20 protein-coding genes are annotated in these 24,888 nt (G+C 66.0%); 8 read left to right on the top strand and 12 right to left on the bottom strand.

Annotation, left to right across the window (positions count from 1 at the left end):
* Positions 1-180 precede the first annotated feature (180 nt).
* The 3 genes from LCM32_RS19655 (at position 181) to LCM32_RS22035 (ending at position 5,114) form a co-directional block, all read left to right on the top strand.
* A complete protein-coding gene (locus tag LCM32_RS19655; RefSeq protein ID WP_224822788.1) occupies positions 181-573 on the top strand; it encodes a phage holin family protein in 393 nt (130 codons plus the stop codon).
* Positions 574-634: 61 nt separating this feature from the next.
* The gene (locus tag LCM32_RS19650) at positions 635-1,099 is read left to right on the top strand and encodes a hypothetical protein (RefSeq protein ID WP_224822787.1); all 465 of its coding nucleotides are present in this window, start codon (positions 635-637) and stop codon (positions 1,097-1,099) included.
* A gap of 514 nt (positions 1,100-1,613) precedes the next feature.
* The gene (locus LCM32_RS22035) at positions 1,614-5,114 is read left to right on the top strand and encodes a calcium-binding protein (RefSeq protein ID WP_318246208.1); all 3,501 of its coding nucleotides are present in this window, start codon (positions 1,614-1,616) and stop codon (positions 5,112-5,114) included.
* Positions 5,115-5,163: 49 nt separating this feature from the next.
* Here LCM32_RS22035 and LCM32_RS19635 read toward each other — a convergent pair whose 3' ends face one another.
* The 10 genes from LCM32_RS19635 to LCM32_RS19590 form a co-directional block, all read right to left on the bottom strand.
* On the bottom strand, positions 5,164-6,237 hold the full coding sequence (locus tag LCM32_RS19635) for a DUF389 domain-containing protein (protein WP_224822786.1): 1,074 nt from the start codon (positions 6,235-6,237) through the stop codon (positions 5,164-5,166).
* 306 nt (positions 6,238-6,543) lie between these two features.
* Entirely contained in the window at positions 6,544-8,049 is a 1,506-nt protein-coding gene (locus LCM32_RS19630) for an acyl-CoA dehydrogenase family protein (RefSeq protein ID WP_224822785.1), read from the bottom strand.
* Positions 8,050-8,119: 70 nt separating this feature from the next.
* A complete protein-coding gene (locus LCM32_RS19625) occupies positions 8,120-8,992 on the bottom strand; it encodes an amidohydrolase family protein (RefSeq protein ID WP_224822784.1) in 873 nt (290 codons plus the stop codon).
* Between the two features lie 9 nt (positions 8,993-9,001).
* The gene (locus tag LCM32_RS19620) at positions 9,002-10,882 is read right to left on the bottom strand and encodes a feruloyl-CoA synthase (RefSeq protein ID WP_224822783.1); all 1,881 of its coding nucleotides are present in this window, start codon (positions 10,880-10,882) and stop codon (positions 9,002-9,004) included.
* Positions 10,883-10,906: 24 nt separating this feature from the next.
* Positions 10,907-11,677 carry a crotonase/enoyl-CoA hydratase family protein gene (locus tag LCM32_RS19615; protein ID WP_224822782.1) on the bottom strand — a complete coding sequence of 257 codons (771 nt, stop codon included), beginning with the start codon at positions 11,675-11,677 and terminating at the stop codon, positions 10,907-10,909.
* Between the two features lie 26 nt (positions 11,678-11,703).
* Complete coding sequence (locus tag LCM32_RS19610) at positions 11,704-12,471, bottom strand: SDR family NAD(P)-dependent oxidoreductase (RefSeq protein WP_224822781.1); 768 nt, start codon at positions 12,469-12,471, stop codon at positions 11,704-11,706.
* 13 nt (positions 12,472-12,484) lie between these two features.
* Complete coding sequence (locus LCM32_RS19605) at positions 12,485-13,765, bottom strand: TRAP transporter large permease (RefSeq protein ID WP_224822780.1); 1,281 nt, start codon at positions 13,763-13,765, stop codon at positions 12,485-12,487.
* Complete coding sequence (locus LCM32_RS19600) at positions 13,765-14,304, bottom strand: TRAP transporter small permease (protein WP_224822779.1); 540 nt, start codon at positions 14,302-14,304, stop codon at positions 13,765-13,767. The genes LCM32_RS19605 and LCM32_RS19600 overlap by 1 nt, the downstream gene beginning before the upstream one ends.
* Positions 14,305-14,396: 92 nt before the next feature.
* Positions 14,397-15,509 (bottom strand): C4-dicarboxylate TRAP transporter substrate-binding protein, encoded by a 1,113-nt coding sequence (locus tag LCM32_RS19595; protein WP_224822778.1) that lies wholly within the window; start codon positions 15,507-15,509, stop codon positions 14,397-14,399.
* A gap of 61 nt (positions 15,510-15,570) precedes the next feature.
* Entirely contained in the window at positions 15,571-16,047 is a 477-nt protein-coding gene (locus LCM32_RS19590) for a MarR family winged helix-turn-helix transcriptional regulator (protein ID WP_224822777.1), read from the bottom strand.
* Positions 16,048-16,629: 582 nt separating this feature from the next.
* On the opposite strand from LCM32_RS19590, the gene LCM32_RS19585 reads away from it, so the two are divergent.
* The 5 genes from LCM32_RS19585 to LCM32_RS19565 all read left to right on the top strand — a co-directional run bounded on the left by LCM32_RS19585 (position 16,630) and on the right by LCM32_RS19565 (position 21,985).
* Positions 16,630-17,100: an Rrf2 family transcriptional regulator gene (locus LCM32_RS19585; protein ID WP_224822776.1), complete on the top strand. Its 471-nt coding sequence runs from the start codon at positions 16,630-16,632 to the stop codon at positions 17,098-17,100.
* Positions 17,101-17,127: 27 nt separating this feature from the next.
* Positions 17,128-18,012 (top strand): MBL fold metallo-hydrolase, encoded by an 885-nt coding sequence (locus LCM32_RS19580; RefSeq protein WP_224822775.1) that lies wholly within the window; start codon positions 17,128-17,130, stop codon positions 18,010-18,012.
* Between the two features lie 11 nt (positions 18,013-18,023).
* Positions 18,024-18,446: an EF-hand domain-containing protein gene (locus LCM32_RS19575; RefSeq protein ID WP_224822774.1), complete on the top strand. Its 423-nt coding sequence runs from the start codon at positions 18,024-18,026 to the stop codon at positions 18,444-18,446.
* Positions 18,447-18,508: 62 nt separating this feature from the next.
* Complete coding sequence (locus LCM32_RS19570; protein WP_224822773.1) at positions 18,509-20,188, top strand: bifunctional protein tyrosine phosphatase family protein/NAD(P)/FAD-dependent oxidoreductase; 1,680 nt, start codon at positions 18,509-18,511, stop codon at positions 20,186-20,188.
* 60 nt (positions 20,189-20,248) lie between these two features.
* Positions 20,249-21,985 (top strand): SulP family inorganic anion transporter, encoded by a 1,737-nt coding sequence (locus LCM32_RS19565; RefSeq protein WP_224822772.1) that lies wholly within the window; start codon positions 20,249-20,251, stop codon positions 21,983-21,985.
* 74 nt (positions 21,986-22,059) lie between these two features.
* Here the strand turns inward: LCM32_RS19565 and LCM32_RS19560 are convergent, their stop codons facing one another.
* Positions 22,060-23,616, bottom strand: coding sequence for a DHA2 family efflux MFS transporter permease subunit (locus LCM32_RS19560; RefSeq protein ID WP_224822771.1), 1,557 nt, complete (start codon positions 23,614-23,616; stop codon positions 22,060-22,062).
* A complete protein-coding gene (locus LCM32_RS19555) occupies positions 23,613-24,764 on the bottom strand; it encodes an HlyD family secretion protein (RefSeq protein ID WP_224822770.1) in 1,152 nt (383 codons plus the stop codon). Before LCM32_RS19555 ends, LCM32_RS19560 begins: the two co-directional genes overlap by 4 nt.
* Positions 24,765-24,888: the final 124 nt, after the last annotated feature.

Below are 24,888 nucleotides of genomic sequence, written 5' to 3'. Positions count from 1 at the left end.
CCCCCGCTTCCGTTTTTCGCTGCGTTACGGAAGTGTCGCGTCGGAATAGGTTAATTTTCCTTGACGCAACAGGCGTTGCCCTCAAAGTTGAATGGAGAAGAGACTCGATCTGCAATTGTTTCGGGCCGCCGATCGCGGATGCGAACGTATTGGTTTCGCGGCCAAATGGGAGTTTTCGAATTGGTCAAACTTGCCCTTTCCGCCGCCGCCTATCTGATCGCCAATGCCGTTGGGCTTCTGCTCGCCACGGCGCTTCTGAGCGGCTTCCAGATCGACCCGCTGTCCTTCATCATCGTGGTGGTCGCCTTCTCGATCATCCAGGCCGTGCTGGGGCCGCTGGTCACCAAGATGTCGCTCAAACACCTGCCGCAGCTGATGGGTGGCGTGGCGCTGGTGACGGTCTTCATCGGGCTCTTCGTCACGGACCTTCTGCTCGAGGGCATGGTCATCGGTGGCATCGCCAACTGGCTGGCGGCCACGCTGCTGGTCTGGCTCGGCAGCCTTGTCGCGACGATCCTGATCCCGGTCTACGTCTTCAAGCAACTCGCCGAAGAGAAGAAGAAGGCCGCGTAACGGGCCTGTCGGCCGGTCGATCCCCGACCGGCCCCTATCCTCAAAAATGGGAGGGCCGCTGATGGTCACGCGGAGCATCGGGCGCACGCTGGGAAACCTCGTGCTGGCCCTCTTGAACGCAACCCTGATCCTTCTGGCGCTCTGCCTCTGGCTCGCGTGGAGCGTCACCTCTTCGGTCGAGGAGGTCACCGGAAACCTCGCAGAGGTCACCGGCTCGATCATTCCCGTCCGGTCGGAGATCCGCGATCTCACCGACCAGATCCGGGAGACCCGCGAAGGCATCGCCTCCCTGCGGGAGGGCGGCGGCCCGGACCTGCACGTCTGCACCGAACTGGAGGCGCAGGTGGCCAAGGCCGAAGCGCGACTGGCGGAGTTGAATGTCACGCTGCACGGGATCGAAGCCGGGATCGGCCCCGCCGTCGAAACGGCGGTCGGCACGGCCTTCGGGGAGTTCGGGCGCGGCTTCGCCTCCGGGCTTATGGGGGCCATCGGCTTCTCGGTCCCGGCGGAAAGCCCGAGTCAGTAAGCCTCGACGGCCCGTCTAGCGAAAGGCGGGGCGAACGTGCACGCGCGCGGTCAGGGAATGGCAGTCGCTGCTTTGCAGCAATCGCAGTACCGTCGTGGCCGAATGGCATTTCCTGACATTCGCCGCCCCGTGGAAAAAGGAAACCGAGTCGCAGGCAAAATGCAACCCAAGGTTGCGCGTGCAATCTCTGGAGTCGCCCGCTCAATTGAGGCTCACCCGATACGGGTGCAGCGTCCCTCCGCTGGGGCATGTGGGGCGCCCAGGTACAGGCCCTCTTATCCTGCTGAAATAGCTTTGAAAACGGCTGGACAGGGCAGGCCGCCAAAGTCCGTCGCGCGCCCGTTCATTGAGCGCCATGCGGAAACGTACTGTTTTCGATCTGGATTCGTTCAGGCTTGCCTCGAATCCGCAAAGGTTGAAAGATTGAGGAATTATTAATTCGCTCTTCCCGTTGATCTGTTTGCCCTGGGTGCCGTCTTTGGAAACGATTCTTCTACTACTTCTGTTCGGTGGCATGAGTGCCGTTGCGTTGAGCGGCGGGTCTGACGAGGACGACACCGGCGAGGATACGTCGACCGGCGATGGCGATGACACGCTCGACGGCGGCGAGGACGGCGACACCGACGGCGACACGGATGAGGGCGACGACACGGTCGATCCCGGCCTCTCGCTCACTGGCACCGAGGGCGACGACCTCCTCGAAGGCGGCCCGCTCAGCGACACGATCACCGGCGGTGCCGGCGGGTCCGATACCCTCATCGGCAACGAGGGCACCGATGTGCTTGTCGCCAACGATGAGGAACTGGGCCAGCCCGACACGCTGATCGGCGGCGACGGGATTGATGCGCTCTGGGGCGACGACGGCGATGAGCTGACCGGCGGGGCCAACGCGGATCTCTTCGTCATCCCCGTGGGCGTGGAGGGCGCCGAGCCGGTGACGATCACCGATCTCGACTTCACCCGTTTCACCGATCAGGACGTGCCGGACCGCGTGGTCTTCGTCACGCCCGAGATCGAGATCATCCCGCGGTCGGAGTTCTTCGACGGCACCTATCAGGCGTCTATCGAGGATCTCGAAGACGGCAGCGGGGCGGAGGTCATCATCAACGATCAGGTGGTGGCGATCATCGAGGGCTACACGGCCGAGGAACTCTACTACGAAACCGTCTGGGTCGGGAACTTCTCGCCCGCGCTGACCGGGTTCTACGATGGCGATGACGAGCTGACCGGCAGCGAAGACTCGGACGAGATCTTCGGCGGCGACGGCATGGATACGATCCTCGGCCTTGGCGGCGGCGATTACCTTGCGGGTCAGCAGGGCGACGATTTCGTCAGCGGTGTGGATGCCGAGGGGACCGAGGCGGTGGGCGACACCGTCGTGGGCAACGCGGGCGACGACACCCTGCGCGGCGACGAGGGCGACCAGCTGGCCGGCGGCGAGGGCAACGACAGCTTCGAGCTGGTGGTGCCAGCCGACGACGCCGTGGACTTCACGCCGATGCGGATCCACAGCTACGAGGTGGATGGAAACGACGGGGCGCACGAACTGATTACGCTGATCGAAGCCGACGGGACCGCGATTTCGATCGCAGAGGCCGCAACGAACCTCACGATCACCGACGCCGAGGACGGCAGCGGCGCCGCGCTCGTCTATGGCGGCAAGGTGATCGCGATCGTCGAGGGCGTGGACGCCGAGGCGCTCGGCTCGCCCTCCGGGTGGCTTGGCAACCTCGGCGACGTGACGCCGGTGGTGACACAGGCGACGAGCCAGACCGCGACCGAGGTCGAGGTGACGGCGGCGAGCGGTAGCGGCTACTCGATCTCCGAGGCCTTCTTCGGCGGGAACCTCGTCTACAGCATCAACACTGACGATGGCGTGCCGCTGGAGAATTTCGTCGAGGCGCTCGAAGAGCTGGACATCACACACCTGCGCTATCCGGCCGGGCAGGGCGACAGTGGCGACGAATACGAGGACGGCGACAAGTTCCTCAACGTGCTGGAGATGAACCAGAACGACGCCGGCGAGTGGGAGCTGCGCACCGAGGTCACCGACATGCTCGACTGGGCGCGGGAGAATGACGTGCAGGTCACGCTTGTCCTGCCCACGAAGAATTACACCATCGAGGAATACGAAGCCCTCGACGGCGACATCGAGCGCTTTGCCCAGGCGGTGATGGAAGACTACGGCGATGTGGTCGAAGCCTTCGAGATCGGCAACGAATACTGGAGCTCCACCGGCGAGACGGAATATGGCGCCAAGGCCAACGTTGCGGCCATCGCGCTGGAGGACGGCATGGAGGCCGCGGGCGTCGACGTGGACGATCAGCCCTCGATCATCGTGCAGATGGCCACGCCGAACGCCGGTTCCGATTACCACGTCTCGGTCGATGACCGCTCCTACACGGATCGGGTGCACCTCGCCAACGAGGCGATCCTTGCGCAACTCAGCGACGAGGCGATGGACGCGATCGACGGCGTGGTGGAGCATTACTACTACAAGGACCGCGACCTCGAATTCACCGGCAAGTCGAGCGAAGTGAGCTTCATCGACCACGACCTCGAGATCTGGGAGGAGGCCTTCGACAAGGAGCTCGAGTTCCACGTGACCGAGTGGAACGTGAAGACCACGGATGAGACGGAAACCGGCCTGCGCTCTGCCTCTGTCATGGTGGAGCAGGTCCAGAACCTGACCGAACTTGGGGCTGACAGCGCCCATGTCTGGCCGGTGCAGCACAACACGCCCACCGATCTTGCCGGCAGCCAGGTCGAGGACGTCGTCACCGACGACCAGGGCCGAGTGATCAGCTCGATCAACGGCGCGACCTTCGACCTCATGTCGTCGAGCCTCATCGGGCTGGAACTGATGGAAACCTCGCTCTCCGTCGAGGACGGCAGCTTCGAGCTGGACGCCTATCAATCCGACGACAAGACGGTGATCTACGTTTCTTCGCGCAGCCTCGAGACCCAGACGCTTGACCTTGACCTGTCGGAACTGGTGTCCGATTTCAACACGGCCTCGGCGGTGAAGATCAGCGCGGACTTCTCTTCCAGCTCCAGCGACGGGGCGCATTACGTGCCCGGCGAAGGGTTCCAGGAAGCGGAATACGTTCTGGTCAACGGCGAACGCTACTACATCAACGAGAACGACATCCGTGCGAGCCTGACGGATTACGATCTGGACGACACCTCCGTGACCGTCACGCTGAAGCCCTTCGAAGTGATCGAGATCACCTTCGACACCACCGGGCTGACCGACGGCGGGACCGATACGGGCAGTGGTGGCGATGGCACTGACGGTGGCGATGGCACTGACGGTGGCGACGGCACCGATGGCGGCGATGGCACTGACGGTGGCGATGGCACCGATGGCGGCGATGGCACTGACGGTGGCGATGGCACCGATGGCGGCGACACCACGCCGACCGGGGACGAGATCACCGGCACGGCCGGTGCGGATGACCTCGAGGGCGGGACGGGCGACGATACGCTGTCTGGTCTGGCGGGCGACGATCACATCACCGGCGGCAAGGGCGACGACCGTGTCCTTGGCGACGAGGGCGATGACAGCCTCTATGGCTGGGGCGGCGACGATTACCTCAAGGGCGGCGACGGCGATGACCTGCTGTCCGGGAACGAGGGCGACGACACGCTGGTCGGCTCCGAGGGCGAGGATGAACTGCGCGGCGGCGATGGCAACGACGAGATGAACGGCCAGACCGGCGACGATACCCTCACCGGCGGGGCCGGGGCTGACACGCTGACCGGCTGGTCGGGCAAGGACACCTTCGTCCTGTCCGAGGGCGATCTTGCGGACGGGGATGTGATCACCGATTTCACCCCCGGGAAGGACGTGCTGGAAATCGACCTGCCGGGCATCGACAGCCTCGACGACGTCACCTTCCAGCTCTCCGGCGATACGGTGATCGTCCGGTTCGGCAGCCACGGGTCGATTATCCTGCAAGGCGGGCTGACCGTGGACTCGCTGGCGCAATCCAAGAACTTCGACTTCGTCTGACAGACCCTGTCAGACACGCCCTCCCCGTGACGGGGAGGGCGTCGTCGTGTCAGTTGCCGTTGAACGGGCCGATCCTGTCCGCAGGCCCGATCTCAAAGGTCGAGAGCTGGACTTCCCAGCCATAGCGCAGCTGGTAGCGGATCGTCATGCTGTACTCCGGGCCGAGGATTTCCCGCGCCACGTCGCGGAAGCGCGTCCGGGTCAGCTGCTCCGGCAGCAGGTCTGCCGCGGCGGCCACCTGATACTGGGCGTCGGATTTCAGATCGACGATCCCCCAGATCTCCGCATGTTTGGCGGCGGCATCCACGTCGACGCGAATGATCTCGACCGACACGTCGCCCGCCCATTCCGCGATCCCAGCCGCAAGGGCAGATTCGGCGCGGGTTTCGGTGTAGCGCAGGTAGGTCGTCGAAAAGAGCTGCGCCATGATCCCGAAGAGGAAGATCACCGCCAGCGACAGGCCCACAGAGAAACGCAGCCGCCGCTTGCTGGAGGACATCAGGACGCGGGCCCCGCCGGTGGCAAGGTAGACGCCGCAGGCAGACAGGATGATCGCACCGAAGTTGGTGGCAAAGAGCAGCACCGCCTCGTAGGCCTGCTGGTATTCGCTGAAATAGAGCAGGATCCCGGCCGTTGCGAGCGGCGGCACCAGCGAAACGCCGATGGCCGCCCCCGGAAGCAGGCTGAGTTCCGAGCGCTGGATCTGCACGTAGGCGCCTGCAATCCCGGCGGCGAGCGCGATGACGAGGTCTTCGGCCCCCGGGTCGGTCCGGCTGAGCACCTCGTGGGGCAGGATGACGCCCCGCGGGAAGTCCGAGAGCCAGACGATCAGCCAGGCGATCAGCACGCTGGCCAAGGCCGCGAGCCAGACGATGAAGATCAGCCGGAAGGCCCGCCCGATCCAGCCCGTCACGATGGCCGCCGCGATCCCGAGGATCGGTGTCATCAGCGGGGCAACAAGCATCGCGGCGATGATGACCGCGCCGGAGTCCCGCACGAGGCCCATGGTCGCGATCGTGACCGCCAGCCCCAACAACATGGAGAACCGGCGCCAATAGCCGACCCGGTCGGTGCCCTCGAAGCGAATGATATCCTTGGCGGTGGCGAAATTGCGTACTGTCATCGGCGCAGGTACTCGTATCGGGCCGCCCGAAGGCAGCGCAGTGACGTCATCAAATGCATCGAACAAGGCCCCGAAAACCCGAGTGATTCTCAGAAATGGGTCGCGCGGCTGTGGAAAAGGATAACACGGTTCAATACGGGCACGTCTATTGTTGAAACGCCGGGGGCCTCCTGAATTCAGCGCTCCGGTGCGGCGGGAAAACAGGTCAGGTGACGGGGATGGGCCCGGACAGCGTCATGCTGCCGGGCCATCGGGGATTTCCCCATAAGTCAGATTATGTGAATTTTTGAGGTGGTGGCGATGCTGTCAGGCTGCCGCCGCCACGCGCTTCTCCGCTGCGACCAGCCGCGCCCGGGCCGCCCGCATGGCAAGGTCACAGGTCCGTTCCATGAAGGCATGCGCCTCTGCTGCCGGGTCTTGGACCGTCGCAAGACGCGCGGCCTCGGCTTCCCAGCCCGCCACGTCAGCAGCCAGATCGGGCGTGCTGTCGCGCAGGAAGGCCGCGAAGGCCCGTGCACCTGCGCCGCCATTCAGCTGAAGGCCACGGGTCGCGATGGTGCGGGCATGAATGCCGTTCGTGCCCTCGTAGATCGCGCAGATCCGGGCGTCGCGCCAGTTCTGCTCGGCCCCGTACTCGCGTAGGTAGCCGTAGCCGCCCATCACTTGTATCGCCAGATCGGCGGCCTTCATCCCGGCCTCGGTGCAGGCGTATTTGCACACGGGCGTCAGGAACTCGACCAGATCCGGCGCGGTGCCGAGCGCCTCTTCGACGAGGGCGAGGTGGCACAGGACACGGCCTGAGCGGGCGAGATCGTCACAGGTGGCGATCATGCGTGCGACATCCGCATGGGCGTCGATGGTCACCGGCTGGCCCGTGGCATCGCGGCCCTGCTTGCGCTCTGCGGCGTAGCGGCGGGCCAGATCGGCGCCGCGCGCCGCATGGGCCACGCCCTGAAGGGCGACGTCGATGCGGGCGTGGTTCATCATGGTGAACATGGCCTTCAGGCCGCCGCCCTCCTCGCCAATCAGCTCAGCCTCTGCCCCGTCGAAGGCCAGTTGGCAGGTCGGCGAGGCATGCAAGCCCATCTTCTCCTCGATCCGGGTGACGGAGACCGCGTTGCGCGATCCGTCGGCCCTCTCGGACAGGCAGAGGAACAACGACAGCCCCCGCACCCCCTCGCCGCCGGACCGCGCCAGGACGAGGTGCAGGATGCCCTTGCTGATGTCCTGATCGCCGCCGGAGATGAAGATCTTCTCGCCCGTCAGCCGCCAGATGCCGTCTTCCTGCACCGCGCGGGTGCGGATCGCCGACAGGTCGGACCCGGCGCCTGGCTCCGTCAGCGCCATGGTGGAGAGGTATTTGCCTTCCGCGAGGGCGGGCAAGTAGGCGGCCTGCTGTGCCTCTGACCCGAAGCGGCGCAGCACGCCCACGCAGCCCGGCACCAGAGAGGCGACCATCTGGAGCGAATGGTTCGCCCCCGAGAAAATCTCGCTCACCCCGGCCTGCATCACCGGGCTCAGCCCCATGCCGCCGAAGTCCTCCGGCACGGTCAGGCCCTGCCAGCCCTGTTCGGCCAGTTCGCCATAGACCTCGGCAAAGCCGTCGGGCATCCGCACGCGCCCGCCCTCAAGGCGGCAGCCCTGCGCATCGCCAACCGCGTCGAGCGGCGCAATGCGGCCCTCGGCGAAGCTGGCGAAATGGCCGATCACCTCGGCGGCAAGCTCGTCATCCCAGTCCGGGAGGCGCTCCGCACCGGCCACATGGCGCAGCGAGAAGAGGATATCGTCGAGGGGGGCGTGAAAGGTGGACATGAGAGCCTCCGGGGTCAGCAGTGGGACGCCGGAGCGGGGCCCCGGCGGTCCGTTGGTCAGGAACGGCAGATCACAGCGCGCCGAGCAGCTTCATCGCGTTTTCCTTGAGGATGAGCGGGCGCACCTCCTCGCGGAAATCGGCCTTCTCGAAGGCGCCCAGCCACCGTTCCGGCGCGATCATCGGCCAGTCGGAGCCGAAGAGCATCTTGTCCTTCAGCAGCGTGTTGGCGTAGCGGATGAGGATCGGCGGGAAGTACTTCGGCGACCAGCCGGAGAGGTCGATATAGACGTTCGGCTTATGCGTCGCGACCGAAAGCGCCTCTTCCTGCCAGGGGAAGGACGGATGGGCGAGGATGATCGGCATGTCCGGGAAATCCACGGCGACATCGTCGATGTACATCGGGTTCGAATACTTCAGCCGCATCCCGTTCCCGCCAGGCATGCCCGAGCCGACACCGGTCTGCCCAGTGTGGAAGAGTGCGGGCTTGCCGCTCTCCGCGATCGCCTCGTAGAGCGTGTAGGCAGAGCGGTCGTTGGGATAGAACCCCTGCATCGTCGGGTGGAACTTGAACCCCTGGATGCCGTGGTTCTCGACCAGGTCGCGGGCCTCGCGGGCGCCCAGTTTCCCTTTTGCAGGGTCGATGGAGGCGAAGGGGATCAGGATATCGCTGTGTTCCGCGCAGAGGTCCGCAACCTCGTAGTTGGAATAACGGCGATAGCCGGTTTCGCGCTCTGCATCGACGGGGAAGATCACCGCGGCGATGTTCTGCGCGCGATAATGCGCGGCCGTCTGCGGGATCGTCGGCGGGTGGGTCCAGGGCGCGTTGAAGTACTGCGCCATGGTGGTCTGCAGATCATCATAGCCATCGTCGTCGTGGCAGCCGCAGGGCTCCTCGGCGTGGGTGTGGAAGTCGATGGCGCGGATGGTGGAAAAGTCGAGCATGGTGCCTCCTCAGACCCTGATCAGGGCGGGATCTTCGTTGTCGTAGAGCCGCTCCAGCAGGTCGGCGCGGCGCGTGAGGATCTTGTTGACGTTGAGCGAGCCCTTGTCGGTGACTTCGTGCCCCTCGACCGAGGGCGGCTCGGCCAGGATCAGGGCGCGGGTGATCCGCTTGGCGGACCCGGTCACATGGGCATTCATGGCGCGCAGGGCCTCCTCGATCCTTGCCATGAGGTGCGGATCGGAGATCGCGCCGCCGGTGGTGTCCGCGGGTTCGGTCACAGCATCGGCGGCGGGGAAGACGAAGAGGCCGACCTCGCCCCGGTCATGGCCGCAGATCACGACGTCCTGCGCGAGCCCGGCAAGTTCCTTCAGCACGGACATCCGCAGCATCCCGGCCTGCACCCATGTCCCGGTTTCGAGCTTGAAGTCCTCCGAGACGCGGCCGTCGAAGATCAGACCGCGCGCCGCGTCTTCCGGATCGACAAAGCGCACGGCGTCGCCGGTGATGAAGAACCCCTCGTCGTCGAAGGCCTTCGCGGTGCGCTCGTCATCGTTGTAGTAGCCCGGCATCACGTTCGGGCCCTTCACGCGGATCTCGCAGCGCATGTCGTCGTCGGGGATCAGCTTGACCGTCACGCCCGGCAGCGGCACGCCGATGACCCCGGACCGCCCGATCGGCTCATGCACGATGAGGCAGGAGGGCGCGGTTTCCGTCAGCCCCCAGCTGGAGATCATCAGCGGCAGACCACCCCGCGCCGCGATCGAATAGGTCTCGATCGCTTCCCAGACGTCCTGCGGCAGCGAGGCCCCGGCGTAGAAGACCAGTTTCAGGTCTTTCAGCAGGTGATGCTGCAGCTTCGGGTCCTTCTTCAGCGCCTCGGCCATCATGCCCCAGCCTACGGGCACGTTGAACGCCATGGTGCCGGGCCGGTCGATGCGGTTCTTCAGCGTTGTGGCAAAGCCCTTTGCGGTGGGCTTGCCGTTGTCGATGGTCAGCGTGCCACCGCGGCAGAGCACGAGGTTGAAGTTCGCGCTGCCGCCGAAGACGTGGTTCCAGGGCAGCCAGTCGGTCACCCGCGGCGGCTCGTCCTCGACGAAGGGCAGCGCGGTGCAGAACTGCATCTGGTTCACGCACATCATGCCATGGGTGGTCAGCACCCCCTTGGGATCGGAGCTGGAGCCGGAGGTGAAGAGGATCTTGGCCAGCGTCTCCGGGCCGACCTGCGCGTGGGCCTCGTCCACCGCCGCGGTCACTTCGGTCTCCAGCAGTTCGGCGAAGCGGGTGATGGGCCGCGGGGCGGTGCCGCGCACCGCCACCGCTTCCACGCCGCCAAGCTCCGGGAGGGTCAACGCGGCGGCGTAGCGCGAGGCGTCATCGACGAAGACGAGCTTCGGCTTGACCTTGTCGATCACGTAGAGCAACCGGCCATGCGCCTCGGTGATAAGGGAATACTGTTCGGCCAGCGGCACGACCGGGACCCCGACGTATTGCGCGCCAAGCGTCAGGATCAGGTGGTCGAGCCCGTTGCCCGACAGGATCGCGATCGTGTCGTCCTGTCCCAGCCCGCGGGCCAGCAGCCCGGCCCCGACCGCGCGCACCTGCTCCAGCAGTTCGGCATAGGTCACGTTGCGCCAGCCCGGCCCTTCGACCGGGCGTTCGGACACGGCCACCCGGTAGGGCGCCTCCTCGGCCCAGCGATGCAGCCATGCGCCGGTGTTGCGCACCGGTTCGGGCAGCGCATAGGCCGAGCGCAGCAGGATCGTGCCATCGGCGCGGTCTTCGCGTTCGACCTTGTGCGGCAGGTAGCGGGTGAGGGTATTCTGCCGCGCCCATTCGGCGCGGGCCGCCGGATCGGCCGGGGCGGCTGTCCTCTCCATCGTCATGGTCATGGTCTCTCCTCCCATGGGCGCGGGTCAGCGGAACTTGGGTTCGCGTTTCTCGAGGAAGGCCTTCAGCCCCTCCTCGGCGTCGGGCGTGGTCTGCACCAGTGCTGCGGCGAGGCTCTCGGTGAAGAGGCCCTCGCTGCGCGACATGTCCCCGATCCGGGTCAGCGCATTGACCATGAAGTAGTTGGACATGGGGGCGTTCGCCGCGATCTTCAGCGCCAGCTTGCGGGCGAGCGGCAGGGCCCCGCCCTCCTCAACCGAATAGTGGCACAGGCCGAGGCGCAGGCCCTCTTCGGCGTCGTATTTGCGCCCGGTCAGCATCATCTCGACCATCCGGTCGGGGCCGAGGATGCGGCCCACCCGCACGGTCGCGCCACCGCCCACGAAGATCCCGCGCCGCCCTTCCGGCAGCTGGAAGATCACCGAGGGTTCCGCGATGCGGACGTGGGTGGCCGTGGCCAGTTCAAGCCCGCCGCCGATGACCGCGCCGGTCATGGCGCTGATCGTCACCGGGCCGCCGAACTGGATCATGTCCATCACCCGGTGCCATTCGCGGGAATGGTAGACGCCCGCCTCGGGCGTGCGCGCCACGTGCTCCGCGAGGTCCAGCCCCGAGCAGTAATGCCCGCCGCGGCCGTGCAGAATCACGACGCGGATGTCGGATGGCAGGTTGCGATAGAAGGCCTCGATCTCGGACATCAGCCCCTCGGACATCGCATTGCGCTTGTCCTCGCGGATGAGTTCCAGTTCGGCCACCTGGCCCTCGTAGCTGGCCTGCGTGTAGGTGCCTTTGAGCATATCTTGTCTCCCTTTTTCCGCGCCGGTCACTTGGGTGCCAGCCGGACGGCGCTGTCGAGGCGGATGATTTCCCCATTCAGAAGGGGGTTCTCCACGATCTGCTGCACCAGTTGCGCATATTCATCGGGCCGCCCCATGCGGGACGGGAACGGCAGGCCCGCCTCCAGCGAGGCCCGCACCTCGGGCGTGAGGCCCGCACTCATCGCCGTTTCGAAGAGGCCCGGCGCGATGGTCATCACCCGGATGCCGAACCGGGCCAGTTCCCGTGCCGCCGGCAAGGTGAGCGAGGCGATGCCCCCCTTGGAGGCGGCATAGGCGGCCTGCCCGATCTGTCCGTCCTGATAGGCGACGGAGGCGGTGTTGATGATCACGCCCCGCGCACCGTCTTCGTCCAGCGGCTCCAGCGCGGACATGGCCCGCGCGGCGTGGTTCAGCAGGATGTAGCTGCCGATCAGGTTTACCCGGATCGTCTTCTCGAAGATGTCGACCGACAGGCCCCCGTCACGCGGCAGGATGCGGCTTGCCGTGCCGATCCCGGCGCAGTTCACGAGGATACGCGGCGCGGTGCCATAGACCTCGGTGATCTTGTCGAAGGCAGCGCCCACTCCCTCCACGTCGGTGACGTCGGCAGCAAGGGCGATGCCGCCCGTCGCCTCGGCCACCCGGGCGGCGGCGTCGGCGCTGCGGTCCATGATGGCGAGCCTGGCGCCTTGGGCTGCAAGGCGGCGCGCAGTGCCCTCTCCCAGCCCGCTGCCACCGCCGGTGACGAGCGCGACACTGTCCTTGATCTGCATGATTGCCTCCTCCTCAGAAGAATGTGCGAGTGGCCAACATCAACGCGACCAGCAGGAGGTCGGCGAAGAGGAAGGGCAGGATACCGGCGAAGATCTGTTCGAGCTTCACGTAGTCCCGGGCCACGGAATGAATGACGAAAACATTGAGCCCGACCGGGGGGGTGATCATCCCGATCTCGAGCAGCTTGGCGACGAGGACGCCGAACCAGATCTTGTCGATGCCGTGCACACCGATCAGCGGCAGGAACAGCGGCAGCGTCAGCATCAGCGCCCCGATGGGTTCGAGGAACATGCCGAGCGCGAGGTAGATCAGGACGATCATCACCAGCAGGCCATTGGTGCCAAGGCCCAGCCCTTCGACGAACTGGCTCACCTCCCGCGACAGGCCCGAGATCGCGACGAGCTTGGTAAAGAGGTTGGCCCCGAAGGCGATGATGAAGAGCGCGCCCGCCGCCAGCAGCGTGTCGATCAGGCTTTCCTTGAAGCGCACCCAGCTGAGGCTGCGGCGCAGGACGCCGATGACGATGGTCATGAAGGCGCCGAAGGCCCCGGCCTCGGTGGCGGTGAAGAGACCGCCGAACAGCCCGCCCAGAACCGAGACGATCAGCAGCAGCACCGGCCAGATCTCCAGCGTCTTGCGCCAGCGGTCGCCCTTGGGGGTGTCGGTGATGCGCGGCAGGCGCTCGGGGTTGCGCAGCCAGTAGACCATGACGGCGGCGACATAGAAGGCCAGCGACGCGAGGCCCAGCATCAGGCCCCCCACGAAGAGCTCGTTGATCGAGCTGTTCGACTGGATGCCGAAGAGAATCAGGATGATCGAGGGCGGGATCAGCGCGCCGATGGTGCCGCCTGCAGCGACGGAGCCGGTGGCGATCCGCAGGTCATAGTTCTGGCGGTGCATCTCGGGGATGGCGATCCGGCCGATGGCGGCCGAACAGGCCACCGAGGAGCCGGAAACCGCCGCGAAACCGCCCGCACCGGCCAGCGAGGCCACAGCAAGGCCGCCGGGCATCCAGCCCCACCAGACGCGGGCCGCCTCGAAGAGACCCCGGGTCAGGCCGGAGTGGAAGGCGAGGTAGCCCATCAGCAGGAACATCGGGATCGAGGAGAGCGTCCAGCTGGCGGTGGAGGAATAGGGGATGGTGGAGACCAGGCTCATCGCCGGGCGCAGGCCGACGATGGCCCAGATCCCGAGGAAGGAGACCGTGATCAGGCTGACCCCGATCGGAACCCGCAGGCCGATCAGCAGCAGCAGCGAACACAGGGCAAGAAGGCCGATAACGAAGGGATCCATCACTTTGCCTCGCTCAGGGGGCTGTCGACTTCTTCGAGCGGATCATGGGGGTCGTCGCGGTAGACGCCGCGCAGGAATTCCACGAACCGAAGCAGCAGCATGATTTCCATCAGGGTGAAGGAGACCGGCAGGATCCAGTAGCTGGGCCAGGTGGGCACGTTCAGGATGCCGGCCTCGACGTAGGCGCCCTTGGCGGTCTGTTTCAGCGCCTCCAGCGTGGTCCCGTAGAGCAGCAGCGCAAAGGCCGCCAGCGACAGGCCGATGCCGAGGAACTGCACCGCGCTCCGCGCCGGGCCCCGCAGCGCATCGGTAAAGATCGTGGCCGAGATATGCCGGCGCCCGACCTCGGTCATGGCCAGCGGCAGGAAGCTGACCGACACCATGTAGTACCGGCTGACGATGTCGGCGGTGGCCGGAAAGCCCGCGCCCAGAAACTTGCGCATCGCAACGTCGATCACCACCTGGAGCATCATCGCAAGCACGATCAGCGACGCGAAGAGAATGCTGATCCGGCTGATCCACCGTTCAACGGTCTTCATGGTCTTCTCCTTCGAAACCGGGTCACCCGGGGGAGGAGGGCCCCGAAGGGCCCTCTGGTCCGGCGCTTGGCCGGACCGGGACGGTCACTGGCTCACTCGCCGTAGCCGGCCATGTCGAGGGGGGCGAAGATCTCCGTGTAGCGGAGCTCGGCCATGTCCTCGTAGCTCATGTCCGGGGTGATCAGGCCTTCCCACTTCTCGACGAGCGCGGTGTAGCGGTCGATCTTGGCCTGCGCGTCCTTCACGCCGCGCTCTCCCAGGATGGCGGCGGCGTTGGCGAGGTGCTGCGTGTTATAGGCCTCTTTCGCGGCCTTCAGGCTCTCGTCCATCTCGATGAACTCGATCGAGGCATCCTCGCGGGCCTTGGCCGCATCCTCGTTGAAGCCGTAGAGTTCCTTGGCGATGCCGTACTGCGAGGCGCGGGCGAGGGCCTGGCGCTCTTCGGGCGCCATCCGGACCCAGAGCAGCGCGCTCGCCATGGCCGGGGCCGCGCCGTTGTAGACACCTTCCTGCACCACGGTGACATACTTGATGATGTCGCCCAGACGGTTGGCGATAATCTCGTGGTTGGCGCTGAACGTGCCGTCGATCACGCCCTGGCTGAGCGACTCGAAAAGTTCGGAGGAGGAAATCTGCGTCGCCTCCGCGCCGATGGCATCCGCGAACTTCGCATAGAGCGGGGCGCCCGTACGCAGGCGCATGCCCTTGGCATCCTCGACCGAGCGGATCGGCTTGACCGTCAGCAGGTTGTAGGGCGGCGTCGCATCGGTGCCGAGGAAGACCTGCCCGTTCTCGGTGAACTCGGACTGGCAGTCACCGCAGGTGGCGAGGTACTCGGTCACCGCTGCCGAGATGACGAGGTTGTTCGATCCGAGGATCGACAGCTCGGTCGGCAGGGCCGCTTCCGGGAACTCGGCGGGGAAATAGGGCATCAGCAGGGTGCCGAACTCGGTCACGCCATCGCGCAGGCCCGAGGACATGTCCGGCGGCGCCACGAGACCGCCGGGCGTGTCGTTCAGGTCCCATGCGCCATCGGTGAACTCCGACAGGCGGGCGCTGATCTCGGGATAGGCGTGCACCGCGATCGGGTGCGCCGGGCCGAAGCTGCTGGTGGCGCGGATCGTGTCCGCCTGGGCCCCGCTGGCCATCGCCAGGGTGAGCGCCATCGTTCCGGCCAGGCTGGCCGGTTTCAGAAGAGTTTTCATGTAGTCCTCCCTTGGGTCCGCCGCGTTTGCCGGGGGCGGGCCGGTGCGCCTGTGGCGCGGCCTAGCTGTCGGAGCCTTCCTCGAACCTCCTCAGGAGGGCCTGCAGCGTTTCGTATTCCGCGGTGGTGAGCCGCGAGATGATCTTCTCCTGCCGGGCGGCGGAGGCCGCCGCGGCCTTCTCCTGCAACCGCTTGCCGCGCAGCGTGGCGTTGAGCGCAAAGCGGCGTCGGTCCTGCGGGTCACGGGTCCGGCTGATCAATTCACGGGTCTCCAGCTCGTCCATGATCAGGACGAGGTTGGAGCGTTCGATCTGCAGGATTTCCGCAAGACGCGAGGGGGGAATACCGGGGTTGGACACGATCAGCGTGAGCGCCGAGAAGGAGCGAACCTTGAGCCCGAAGGGCTCGATCGCCTCGGAGGCGTTCTTGTGCGAGACCATGTAGGCCCGCTTCAGGCTGTAGCCGAGGAATTCCCGCATCGCCTCGTCAGAAGCGCAATCGGTCTCCTCAACCTCCTGTTTCGCTGTATGCTGCGTCATCCATCTTCCTCCCACCCTCATCAAGCCACATGTCTTTATGACTTTCAATAACTATTACTTTAGTTAATTACTTTTCATAAACATATTTCCGATCAAGCACTTGCCGCAGTTGCACCAAGCTTTGCAGCTGCAGAACTGCTTGAAAACATGACGTAAGCAGCCGAATCGAGGACCGGTTCCTGCGCCGCCGGACCGGCTTGAAAGGGGCCCCGGCGCACTCATCTCACAGCAAAACAGCGCCGCCGCCACTCGCAGGAAGGCCGCCAAACGGCCCCCTGCCCCGTCGTTGCGTGGGGCTGCGCTCACCGGAGCGAAGGGCCGGGCCGAGATGCCCTTTAACTCTTACTTCACATCAAAGTTTTCTCATGACGGATGGGAAGCGGCGCGCTGTCGCTCGCTGGGTCGTGGGGGTAGGGTCGCTGGGAGGGCAGAATATATCGGCGCAAATTCAATAGGTTAGACGCTTGCGGTCCCGCTCAACCACACGCACCCGTAGGTGGTCTCGGCCGACATTCCGCGCAGGCGGAGACGCGATCAAAGTTATACTTGACCTATAACTTAAAAACACATATTGATTTTTGAATGAAACTGACCAGCTATTCCAACTACGCTCTCCGCTCGCTGCAACTGGCCGCGCTGAAGGCCCCTCAGCTGGTCCGGGTGGATGACGTGGTGAAGGTCCACGGGGTCGCCCGGCCGCATATCGTCAAGATCGTCCACGAGCTTGGCAAGGCGGGGTTCCTCGAGACCGTGCGCGGGCGCGGCGGCGGTTTCCGCCTTGGCCGTCCCGCGGCGGAGATCGTCGTGGGCGACGTGATCCGGCTCACCGAGGGGCCGATCGAACTGGTCGAATGCTTCAACGCCGAGACCAACACCTGCCCCCTGCTGGGCATCTGCCGCCTGTCGGCAGCGATGCAGAAAGCCACCGCGGCCTTCATGGCCGTACTCGATGACCTGACCCTTGCCGATATCTCGGCGAACCGGGGCCAGCTTCTCGACCGGATCGCCCCGCTGGAGCAGGGCATCGTCGAGCCGAAGCGCGCCCATGGCTAATTCCCCGTATCTCGTGGAGGAGACACGATGACCGACTACCCGATCGACCTGTCCGTGAAGCCCGAAGTCACCGCTTATTTCGACCCGGACACCAACACGATCAGCTATATCGTGAAAGACCCCGACAGCGCCTCCTGCGCGATCGTCGACAGCGTCATGGACATCGACTACGCCGCCGGCCGGATCACCTATGATCACGCCGACCGAATGATTGCCGACATCGAGGCCCGCGGCCTGACGCTGGAGTGGATCATCGAGACCCATGTCCACGCCGATCACCTCTCGGCCGCGCCCTACATCCAGCAGAAGCTGGGCGGCAAGATCGGCATCGGCGCCAAGATCATGGTGGTGCAGGACACCTTCGGGAAGATCTTCAACGAAGGGACCGAGTTCCAGCGTGACGGCTCGCAGTTCGACGCGCTCTTCGAGGACGGCGACACCTACCAGATCGGCGGGATGCAGGCCTTTGCCATGTACACGCCCGGCCATACCCCCGCCTGCATGGTGCATGTGATGGGCGACGCGGCCTTCGTCGGCGATACGCTCTTCATGCCTGATGGCGGGTCGGCCCGGGCCGACTTCCCCGGCGGCGATGCGGCAACGCTCTACGACTCGATCCAGAAGGTCCTGTCCCTGCCCGACGAAACCCGGCTCTTCATGTGCCATGACTACGGCCCCAACGGCCGCGACATCCAGTGGGAAACCACGGTGGGCGACGAGAAGGCGCACAATATTCACGTCGGCGGCGGCAAGACGAAGGAAGACTTCGTCCGCTTCCGGACCGAACGCGATGCGCAGCTGGCCATGCCGCGGCTGATCATCCCCTCGCTGCAGGTGAACATGCGCGCGGGCGAAGTGCCGACCGACAAGGACGGCCGCCCGATGCTCAAGGTTCCGCTGAACGGCCTCTGAAGGACAGACCCATGAAATACGCAGCACTTCTTCTGGCCCTCGCGGCCAGCCCTGCCCTCGCGCAGGATAACCAGCCCGGCCAGCACTTCATCGAAGGCTGGGATGCGGACGGCGACGGCAAGGTGACCCTGGCCGAGCTCGAAACCCGCCGGGCCGATGTCTTCTACATGTTCGACGAGAACGAGGACGGGATGCTCTCTCCCGAGGAATACGACCTCTTCGACGAGACCCGGGCCGCGGACATGGAGACCAACGCCGGCCACGGCAAGGGCATGGAGACCGCGAACCGCGGGATGGAACGCGCCTTCAACGATGCCGACGGCGACGGTCAGGTGAGCGAGGCCGAATTCGCCGCCGCCGTGCCCGAGTGGCTGAAGATTCTCGACCGGGACGGCGATGGCGTCGTCACCACCGCGGATTTCGGTCGCCGCTGAGACGCCACGCGGGGGACCACGGCCCCCCGCCAGCCATCACCCCGTTCCGGAGGAGGAACACCATGGACATCCATACCATCGACAGCGACCTGAGCGTCGGGCCCCAGATCACCCGCGCCGACGTGGCAGAGCTGGCCGCGGCGGGCTACCGCTCCCTGATCTGCAACCGCCCCGACGCCGAGGGCGCGGACCAGCCCGGTCATGAGGAGATCGCGCAGGAGGCCGCCGCGCAGGGGATCGAGTTCCGCTTCCTGCCCGTGACGTCGGGCATGGTGACGGACGCGGACGCACAGGCCTTTGCCGAGGCGCTGCGCGTGATGCCGGGCCCGATCTTTGCCTACTGCCGCACCGGGACCCGCTCCACCACCCTGTGGTCGCTGGCCGAGGCCACCCGTCGCCCCCTGCCCGAGATCCTCGCCAAGACCCGGGCCGCCGGCTATGACATGAACGGTGTCGCCCGGCGGATCGCCAACGGTGGCAAGACCCCGACCGACACCGGGGATGCGCATTACAAGGTCGTCGTCGTGGGCGCCGGTGCAGGCGGCATCGCCGTCGCCGCCAGCCTCAAGGCCCGCAAGCCCGACCTCGAGATCGCGCTGATCGACCCGGCGGGTATCCACTACTACCAGCCTGGCTGGACCATGGTCGGCGGTGGCATCTTCGAGGCCAGCGAGACCGAGCGCACCATGGGCTCTCTCATCCCGCAGGGGGTGAAATGGATCAAGGCCGCCGTCGCCGCCTTCGAGCCGCAGAACAATGCCGTCATCCTCGACGGGTGCCGGGTGGTGAAATACGACCGCCTCGTGGTGGCCCCGGGGCTCAAGCTCGACTGGGCCGGGGTCGAGGGGCTGGAGGAGACGCTGGGCCGCAACGGCGTGACCTCGAACTACCGCTACGACCTCGCGCCCTATACGTGGGAACTGGTGCAGGGGCTGAAGAAGGGCCGCGCGCTCTTCACCCAGCCGCCGATGCCGATCAAATGCGCCGGTGCGCCGCAGAAGGCGATGTATCTCTCCGGCGACGCGTGGAACCGCGCCGGGGTGCTGAAGGACATCGACATCCAGTTCATGAACGCCGGTGGCGTGCTCTTCGGGGTCAAGGACTACGTCCCCGCGCTGATGTCCTACATCGAGAAATACGGCACCACGCTGAACTTCTTCCACACGCTGACCAAGATCGACGGCCCGGCCCGGACCGCGACCTTCAAGGTCGCCAAGCCCGACGAAGAGCCGACCGAGGTCACGACCGAATTCGACATGATCCACGTCTGCCCGCCGCAGACGGCACCCGATTTCATCAAGGTCTCGCCGCTGGCGGATGCCGCGGGCTGGGTCGACGTGGATCAGGCCACCCTGCGCCACAAGACCTACGACAACGTCTGGAGCCTCGGCGACGTGATGAACGCGCCCAACGCCAAGACCGCTGCCGCCGCGCGGATGCAGGCCCCCGTCGTGGCCGAGAACATCGTGGCGGACATTGCCGGGCGCTCTCCCACGGCGCAGTATGACGGCTATGGCTCCTGCCCGCTGACCGTGGAACGCGGCAAGATCGTGCTGGCGGAATTCGGCTACGGCGGCACGCTCAAGCCTTCCTTCCCCCGCTGGCTGATCGACGGCACCAAGCCGACCCGCGCCGCCTGGCTGCTGAAGGAGAAGATCCTGCCGCCGGTCTACTGGAAGGCGATGCTGAAGGGGAAAGAGTGGATGGCCAAGCCCACGCCGCTCTCTGCCTCCGCCGAGTGATCCATCGCCGGGGCGCCCGCCGCGCCCCGGCCTCCTGCCCCTCCCTGATCGAGACACGCCATGCCCGCCCGCCTTCGCCGTTACCTGCCCATCCTCGACTGGGGCCGCCGCTACGACCGCGACGCCTTCTCGAACGACATGATCGCCGCCGTGATCGTGACGATCATGCTGATCCCGCAATCGCTGGCCTATGCGCTGCTCGCCGGGCTGCCGCCCGAGGCGGGGATCTATGCCTCGATCGCACCGATCATCCTCTATGCGATCTTCGGCACCTCCCGGGCGCTTGCCGTGGGGCCGGTGGCCGTGGTCTCGCTGCTGACCGCCTCCGCCGTGGGCCAGATCGCCACGCAGGGCACCGCGGGCTATGCCGTGGCGGCGCTGACGCTGGCGCTGCTCTCGGGCGTTTTCCTGATGGCGCTCGGCTTCTTCCGGCTCGGCTTTCTCGCCAACTTCCTCAGCCACCCGGTGATCGCGGGCTTCATCACCGCCTCGGGCATCCTGATCGCCACCAGCCAGCTCAAGCATATCCTCGGCGTCAGCGCCGACGGGCACACGCTGCCCGAAATGCTCATGAGCCTGCTGGAGCATATCGGTGAGACGAACTGGATCACCGTCGTGATCGGCCTTGCCGCGACCGGCTTCCTGTTCTGGGTCCGCAAGGGGCTGAAGCCGCTGCTGCGCTCCATGGGGCTGGGGCCGAAGATGGCCGATGTGGCCACCAAGGCCGGTCCCGTCGCCGCCGTCGTCGCCACGACGCTGGCGGCATGGGGCCTCGGTCTTGACGGTCACGGGGTCAAGATCGTGGGCGAGGTGCCCCAGAGCCTGCCGCCCTTCACCCTGCCCGGCCTCTCGCCGTCGCTGCTGCAACAGCTGCTGGTGCCGGCCATCGTGATCTCGATCATCGGCTTCGTCGAATCCGTCTCCGTCGCGCAGACGCTGGCCGCGAAGAAGCGCCAGAAGATCGACCCGGATCAGGAACTCATCGGCCTTGGCGCCGCCAACCTCGGCGCGGCCTTCACCGGCGGTTTCCCGGTCACCGGGGGCTTCTCCCGCTCGGTCGTGAACTTCGACGCGGGCGCCGAGACCCCGGCCGCGGGTGCCTATACCGCCGTGGGCCTTGCCATTGCCGCCGTCGCCCTGACGCCGCTGGTGCACTACCTGCCCAAGGCGACGCTGGCGGCGACGATCATCGTCGCCGTCCTGAGCCTCGTGGATTTCTCGATCCTCAAGAAGACATGGGCCTACAACCGGGCCGATTTCCTTGCCGTGGCCGCCACGATCCTGCTGACCCTGCTGGTCGGCGTCGAAGCGGGTGTCGGGGCCGGTGTCGGTCTCTCGATCCTGCTGCACCTCTTCAAGACCTCGCGCCCCCACGTGGCCGAAGTGGGCCTCGTGCCGGGGACCGAGCATTTCCGCAACATCCTGCGCCATGACGTCGAAACCCACCCCGACGTGGTCATGCTGCGGGTGGATGAAAGCCTCTACTTCGCCAACGCCCGCTTCCTCGAAGACCTGCTTCAGGCCCGCGTGAGCGAGGGCACGGCGGTGCGCAATGTGGTGCTGATGTTCTCGGCGGTGAACGACGTGGACTTCTCGGCGCTGGAAAGCCTTGAGACGATCAACACCCGGCTCTGCGACATGGGCGTGGGCCTGCACCTCGCCGAGGTGAAGGGCCCGGTGATGGACAAGCTGCGCTCGACCCACCTGCTGGAGCACCTGAACGGCGAGATCTTCCTGTCGCAGTATCAGGCATGGCGCAAGCTGACCGGCCCGCAGGATCGCCTCGCGGCGCAGTGATCAGGGCCGAAACCGCCGGTTAGAGACGCAAACGGGCGCGGGTTTCCCCCGCGCCCGTTTCCTTGTCCCGGGGATCAATGCCCGGCGCCTGCCCCCGCCGCCCGCGGCGGCTTCATGGCGAGCGCCAGCACTGCCAGCCCAGCAAAGAGCAGCGTCAACAGGGTGAAGACATCGATGAAGGACATCACCGTCGCCTGCTGCGTCACCCGGCCCGCCATCTGCGACAGCGCGCCCCTCTCGCCGTCCACACCCTGCGCGGTGAGGTTCGCCGCCATCATGTTCAGCTGGCGCAGCGCCTCGGGGTTGGACCAGCTCAGCGCCTCCTTCAGCCGGGCGGCATGCAGTGCGCCGCGATCCGTCAGCAGCGTGTTGATCAGCGCCAGCCCCACGGCCCCGCCGAGGTTCCGCATCAGGTTGTAGAGGCCAGAGGCGCTCTTCATCTTCTCCGGCGGCAGCGTCCCGAGGGCGAGGTTGTTGATCGGCACCATGCAGATCATCAGCGATATCCCCCGCAGCACCTGCGGCCAGAGCAATTCGTAAAAGTCCCACTCCGCCGTCATGCCGGTGAGCATCCACGACGAGGTGCCGAAGCCCACGAAGCCCAGCAGGAGCATCAGCCGCAAGTCCATCTTGGACGACAGGATCCCCGCCAGCGGTGCGGTGAAGAACATCGCGAGGCCCGAGACAAAGACCGTCTGCCCGGTCATCAGGCTGTCGTAGCCCCGGATCGAGGAGAGGTAGAGCGGGTAGAGATAGGTCATCCCGTAGAGCCCGATCCCCATGACGAAGCTGAAGATCGAGCCCACGGCGAAGTTCATGTTCCCGAAGGCCGAGAAATCCACCACCGGGTTTTCCCGCGTGAAGGCCCGCCAGAAGGTCGTGATGCCCCCGATCACCATGACGACGAAGAGCACGGCCACCAACTCGTCCTGGAACCAGTCGTTGCCCGGCCCTTCCTCCAGCACGTATTCCATCGCGCCGAGGAAACAGGCGAGCGCGCCAAGGCCGATCCAGTCGAAACTGTCGAAGAGTTTCCACTCCGGCTTGTCGAAATCCACGAGCGCGAGCACGCCGATGGTTACCCCGATCCCCGCGGGCACGTTCACGAGGAACAGCCAGTGCCAGCTGATCGCGTGGCTGAGGTAGCCGCCCACGGTGGGGCCCACGGTCGGCGCCATGGTGGCGACGAGGCCGATCATCGGCGAGACGATGGAGCGTTTCGAGGCCGGGAAGATGGTGAAGGCCGCCGCGAAGACCGAGGGGATCATGCCTCCGCCGAGGAAGCCCTGAAGCGCACGCCAGAGGATCATCTCGTTGATCGTGGTCGAGGTGGCGCACATGAAGGAGGCCGCCGTGAACCCCGCCGCCGAGACGGCGAAGAGATAGCGCGTCGACATCATCCGCCCCAGCAGGCCGGAGAGCGGGATCATGATGACCTCGGCGATCAGGTAGGAGGTCTGGACCCAGCTGATCTCGTCCGACGACGCCCCGAGACCGGCCTGGATCTCAGGCAGCGAGGCCGAGACTATCTGGATGTCGAGGATCGCCATGAACATCCCGAAGACCATGACGACGAACGCCGCGACTCGGCGCGGCGTCAGTTCGGGTTCCTGATGTGGGGCGGCGCTCATTTCAGCGCCTGTGCCACGGCGGTGCCCAGCGGGGCGGTGCGCCGGTCGATCTCAACCTCGACGGAGAGGCCCGCGCGCAGGCCCTCGGTGCCCTCGGGCAGTTCGATGCGCACCGGCACCCGCTGCACGATCTTGGTGAAGTTGCCGGTGGCATTGTCCGCGGGCAACAGCGAGAAGACAGAGCCCGTGGCGGGGGCGATGGAGACCACCTTGCCCTTGATCTCGTGCCCGTCGAAGGCATCGACGCTCAGCCGTGCCGTCTCGCCGGGGGTGATGCCGGCCAGCTGCGTTTCCTTGAAGTTCGCCTCGACGTAGAGCCCGTGATCCGGGACGACGGCGGCCAGACGGGCGCCGACGCTGACCAGCTCGCCCTCCTCGATCGCGATATTCGCCACGGTGCCGTCGAAGGGGGCGCGCAGCACGGTGTGATCGAGGTCACGCTGCGCCTGATCGATGTCGAGTTGCAGCTCGCGCCGGTTCGACTCGCTCTCGGCGCGTTCGGCCTTCAGCACCTCGACCTGCGCCTCGGCGCCCTTGATCGCGGCCACGGCGGCGGCGCGGTTGGCCTTGGCGGTCTCCAGCGTCTCATTGGCGTCATCCAGATCGGCCTGCGAGGTCACCTTGCGCGCAGCCAGCCCCTCGGCGCGCACCTGCGCCGTCTGCGCGGTGCGCAGCGCGGCCTCGGCGGCGGAGAGTTCGGCCTCGGCCTGGGTCACGCTGGCTTGGGCGGCAACGGTCTGGGCGTCGATCCGGGCCAGCGTCCGTTCCAGCGTCGGCAGCTTGGCCTGTGCCTGTTCCAGCGCGATGCGATAGTCACCGTCCTCGATCCGCACCAGAACGTCCCCCTTGGCGACATGCTGGTTCGCCTGCACCGGAATCTCCTCGACATAGCCCTGCAGCTTGGAGGAGACGAGCGAGAGGTCCGCCTGCACATAGGCGTCATCGGTGCCCACCATGAAGCGGCCCTCGGTCCACCAGCCATAGCCGTACCAGCCCCCGACCAGCAGCGCGATCAGCGCAACGCCGCCCAGCACCCGCTTCTTGCGGCCCTTCGGCGGGGTCTCCGCCGGGGCGGCGGGCGCCTGCGGGGCGGCCTTTACGGAAGAGGCAGGGGTGGTGGCGGGGTCAATACGGTCTTGGCGGGACATGGGGGGCGCTTTCGGATCGGCGTGCAGGGGGTGCGAGCAGCCAATCGAACCGCTCGGTTCGACACGACATAGAAAGGTCGCGGTGCAAAATCAAGACTTCATCGAACCGGTCGGTTCGATTATA

Origin of the sequence: Pseudooceanicola nanhaiensis (assembly GCF_020171315.1) — a bacterium.
In the GTDB taxonomy this organism is placed as follows: domain Bacteria; phylum Pseudomonadota; class Alphaproteobacteria; order Rhodobacterales; family Rhodobacteraceae; genus Pseudooceanicola; species Pseudooceanicola nanhaiensis_A.
This window is presented reverse-complemented; position numbering and strand designations above follow the sequence as displayed.

Excerpts from the sequence above, each read along its gene's own strand:
- LCM32_RS19560 (WP_224822771.1), bottom strand. The coding sequence starts at position 23,616 with ATGAGCGCCGCCCCACATCAGGAACCCGAACTGACGCCGCGCCGAGTC.
- LCM32_RS19625 (WP_224822784.1), bottom strand. The coding sequence starts at position 8,992 with ATGCTCGACTTTTCCACCATCCGCGCCATCGACTTCCACACCCACGCC.
- LCM32_RS19615 (WP_224822782.1), bottom strand. The coding sequence starts at position 11,677 with ATGCTCAAAGGCACCTACACGCAGGCCAGCTACGAGGGCCAGGTGGCC.
- LCM32_RS19570 (WP_224822773.1), top strand. The coding sequence starts at position 18,509 with ATGGACATCCATACCATCGACAGCGACCTGAGCGTCGGGCCCCAGATC.
- LCM32_RS19610 (WP_224822781.1), bottom strand. The coding sequence starts at position 12,471 with ATGCAGATCAAGGACAGTGTCGCGCTCGTCACCGGCGGTGGCAGCGGG.
- LCM32_RS19580 (WP_224822775.1), top strand. The coding sequence starts at position 17,128 with ATGACCGACTACCCGATCGACCTGTCCGTGAAGCCCGAAGTCACCGCT.
- LCM32_RS19650 (WP_224822787.1), top strand. The coding sequence starts at position 635 with ATGGTCACGCGGAGCATCGGGCGCACGCTGGGAAACCTCGTGCTGGCC.
- LCM32_RS19575 (WP_224822774.1), top strand. The coding sequence starts at position 18,024 with ATGAAATACGCAGCACTTCTTCTGGCCCTCGCGGCCAGCCCTGCCCTC.
- LCM32_RS19600 (WP_224822779.1), bottom strand. The coding sequence starts at position 14,304 with ATGAAGACCGTTGAACGGTGGATCAGCCGGATCAGCATTCTCTTCGCG.
- LCM32_RS19630 (WP_224822785.1), bottom strand. The coding sequence starts at position 8,049 with ATGTCCACCTTTCACGCCCCCCTCGACGATATCCTCTTCTCGCTGCGC.
- LCM32_RS19555 (WP_224822770.1), bottom strand. The coding sequence starts at position 24,764 with ATGTCCCGCCAAGACCGTATTGACCCCGCCACCACCCCTGCCTCTTCC.
- LCM32_RS19605 (WP_224822780.1), bottom strand. The coding sequence starts at position 13,765 with ATGGATCCCTTCGTTATCGGCCTTCTTGCCCTGTGTTCGCTGCTGCTG.
- LCM32_RS22035 (WP_318246208.1), top strand. The coding sequence starts at position 1,614 with ATGAGTGCCGTTGCGTTGAGCGGCGGGTCTGACGAGGACGACACCGGC.
- LCM32_RS19635 (WP_224822786.1), bottom strand. The coding sequence starts at position 6,237 with ATGACAGTACGCAATTTCGCCACCGCCAAGGATATCATTCGCTTCGAG.
- LCM32_RS19620 (WP_224822783.1), bottom strand. The coding sequence starts at position 10,882 with ATGACCATGACGATGGAGAGGACAGCCGCCCCGGCCGATCCGGCGGCC.
- LCM32_RS19565 (WP_224822772.1), top strand. The coding sequence starts at position 20,249 with ATGCCCGCCCGCCTTCGCCGTTACCTGCCCATCCTCGACTGGGGCCGC.
- LCM32_RS19585 (WP_224822776.1), top strand. The coding sequence starts at position 16,630 with ATGAAACTGACCAGCTATTCCAACTACGCTCTCCGCTCGCTGCAACTG.
- LCM32_RS19590 (WP_224822777.1), bottom strand. The coding sequence starts at position 16,047 with ATGACGCAGCATACAGCGAAACAGGAGGTTGAGGAGACCGATTGCGCT.
- LCM32_RS19595 (WP_224822778.1), bottom strand. The coding sequence starts at position 15,509 with ATGAAAACTCTTCTGAAACCGGCCAGCCTGGCCGGAACGATGGCGCTC.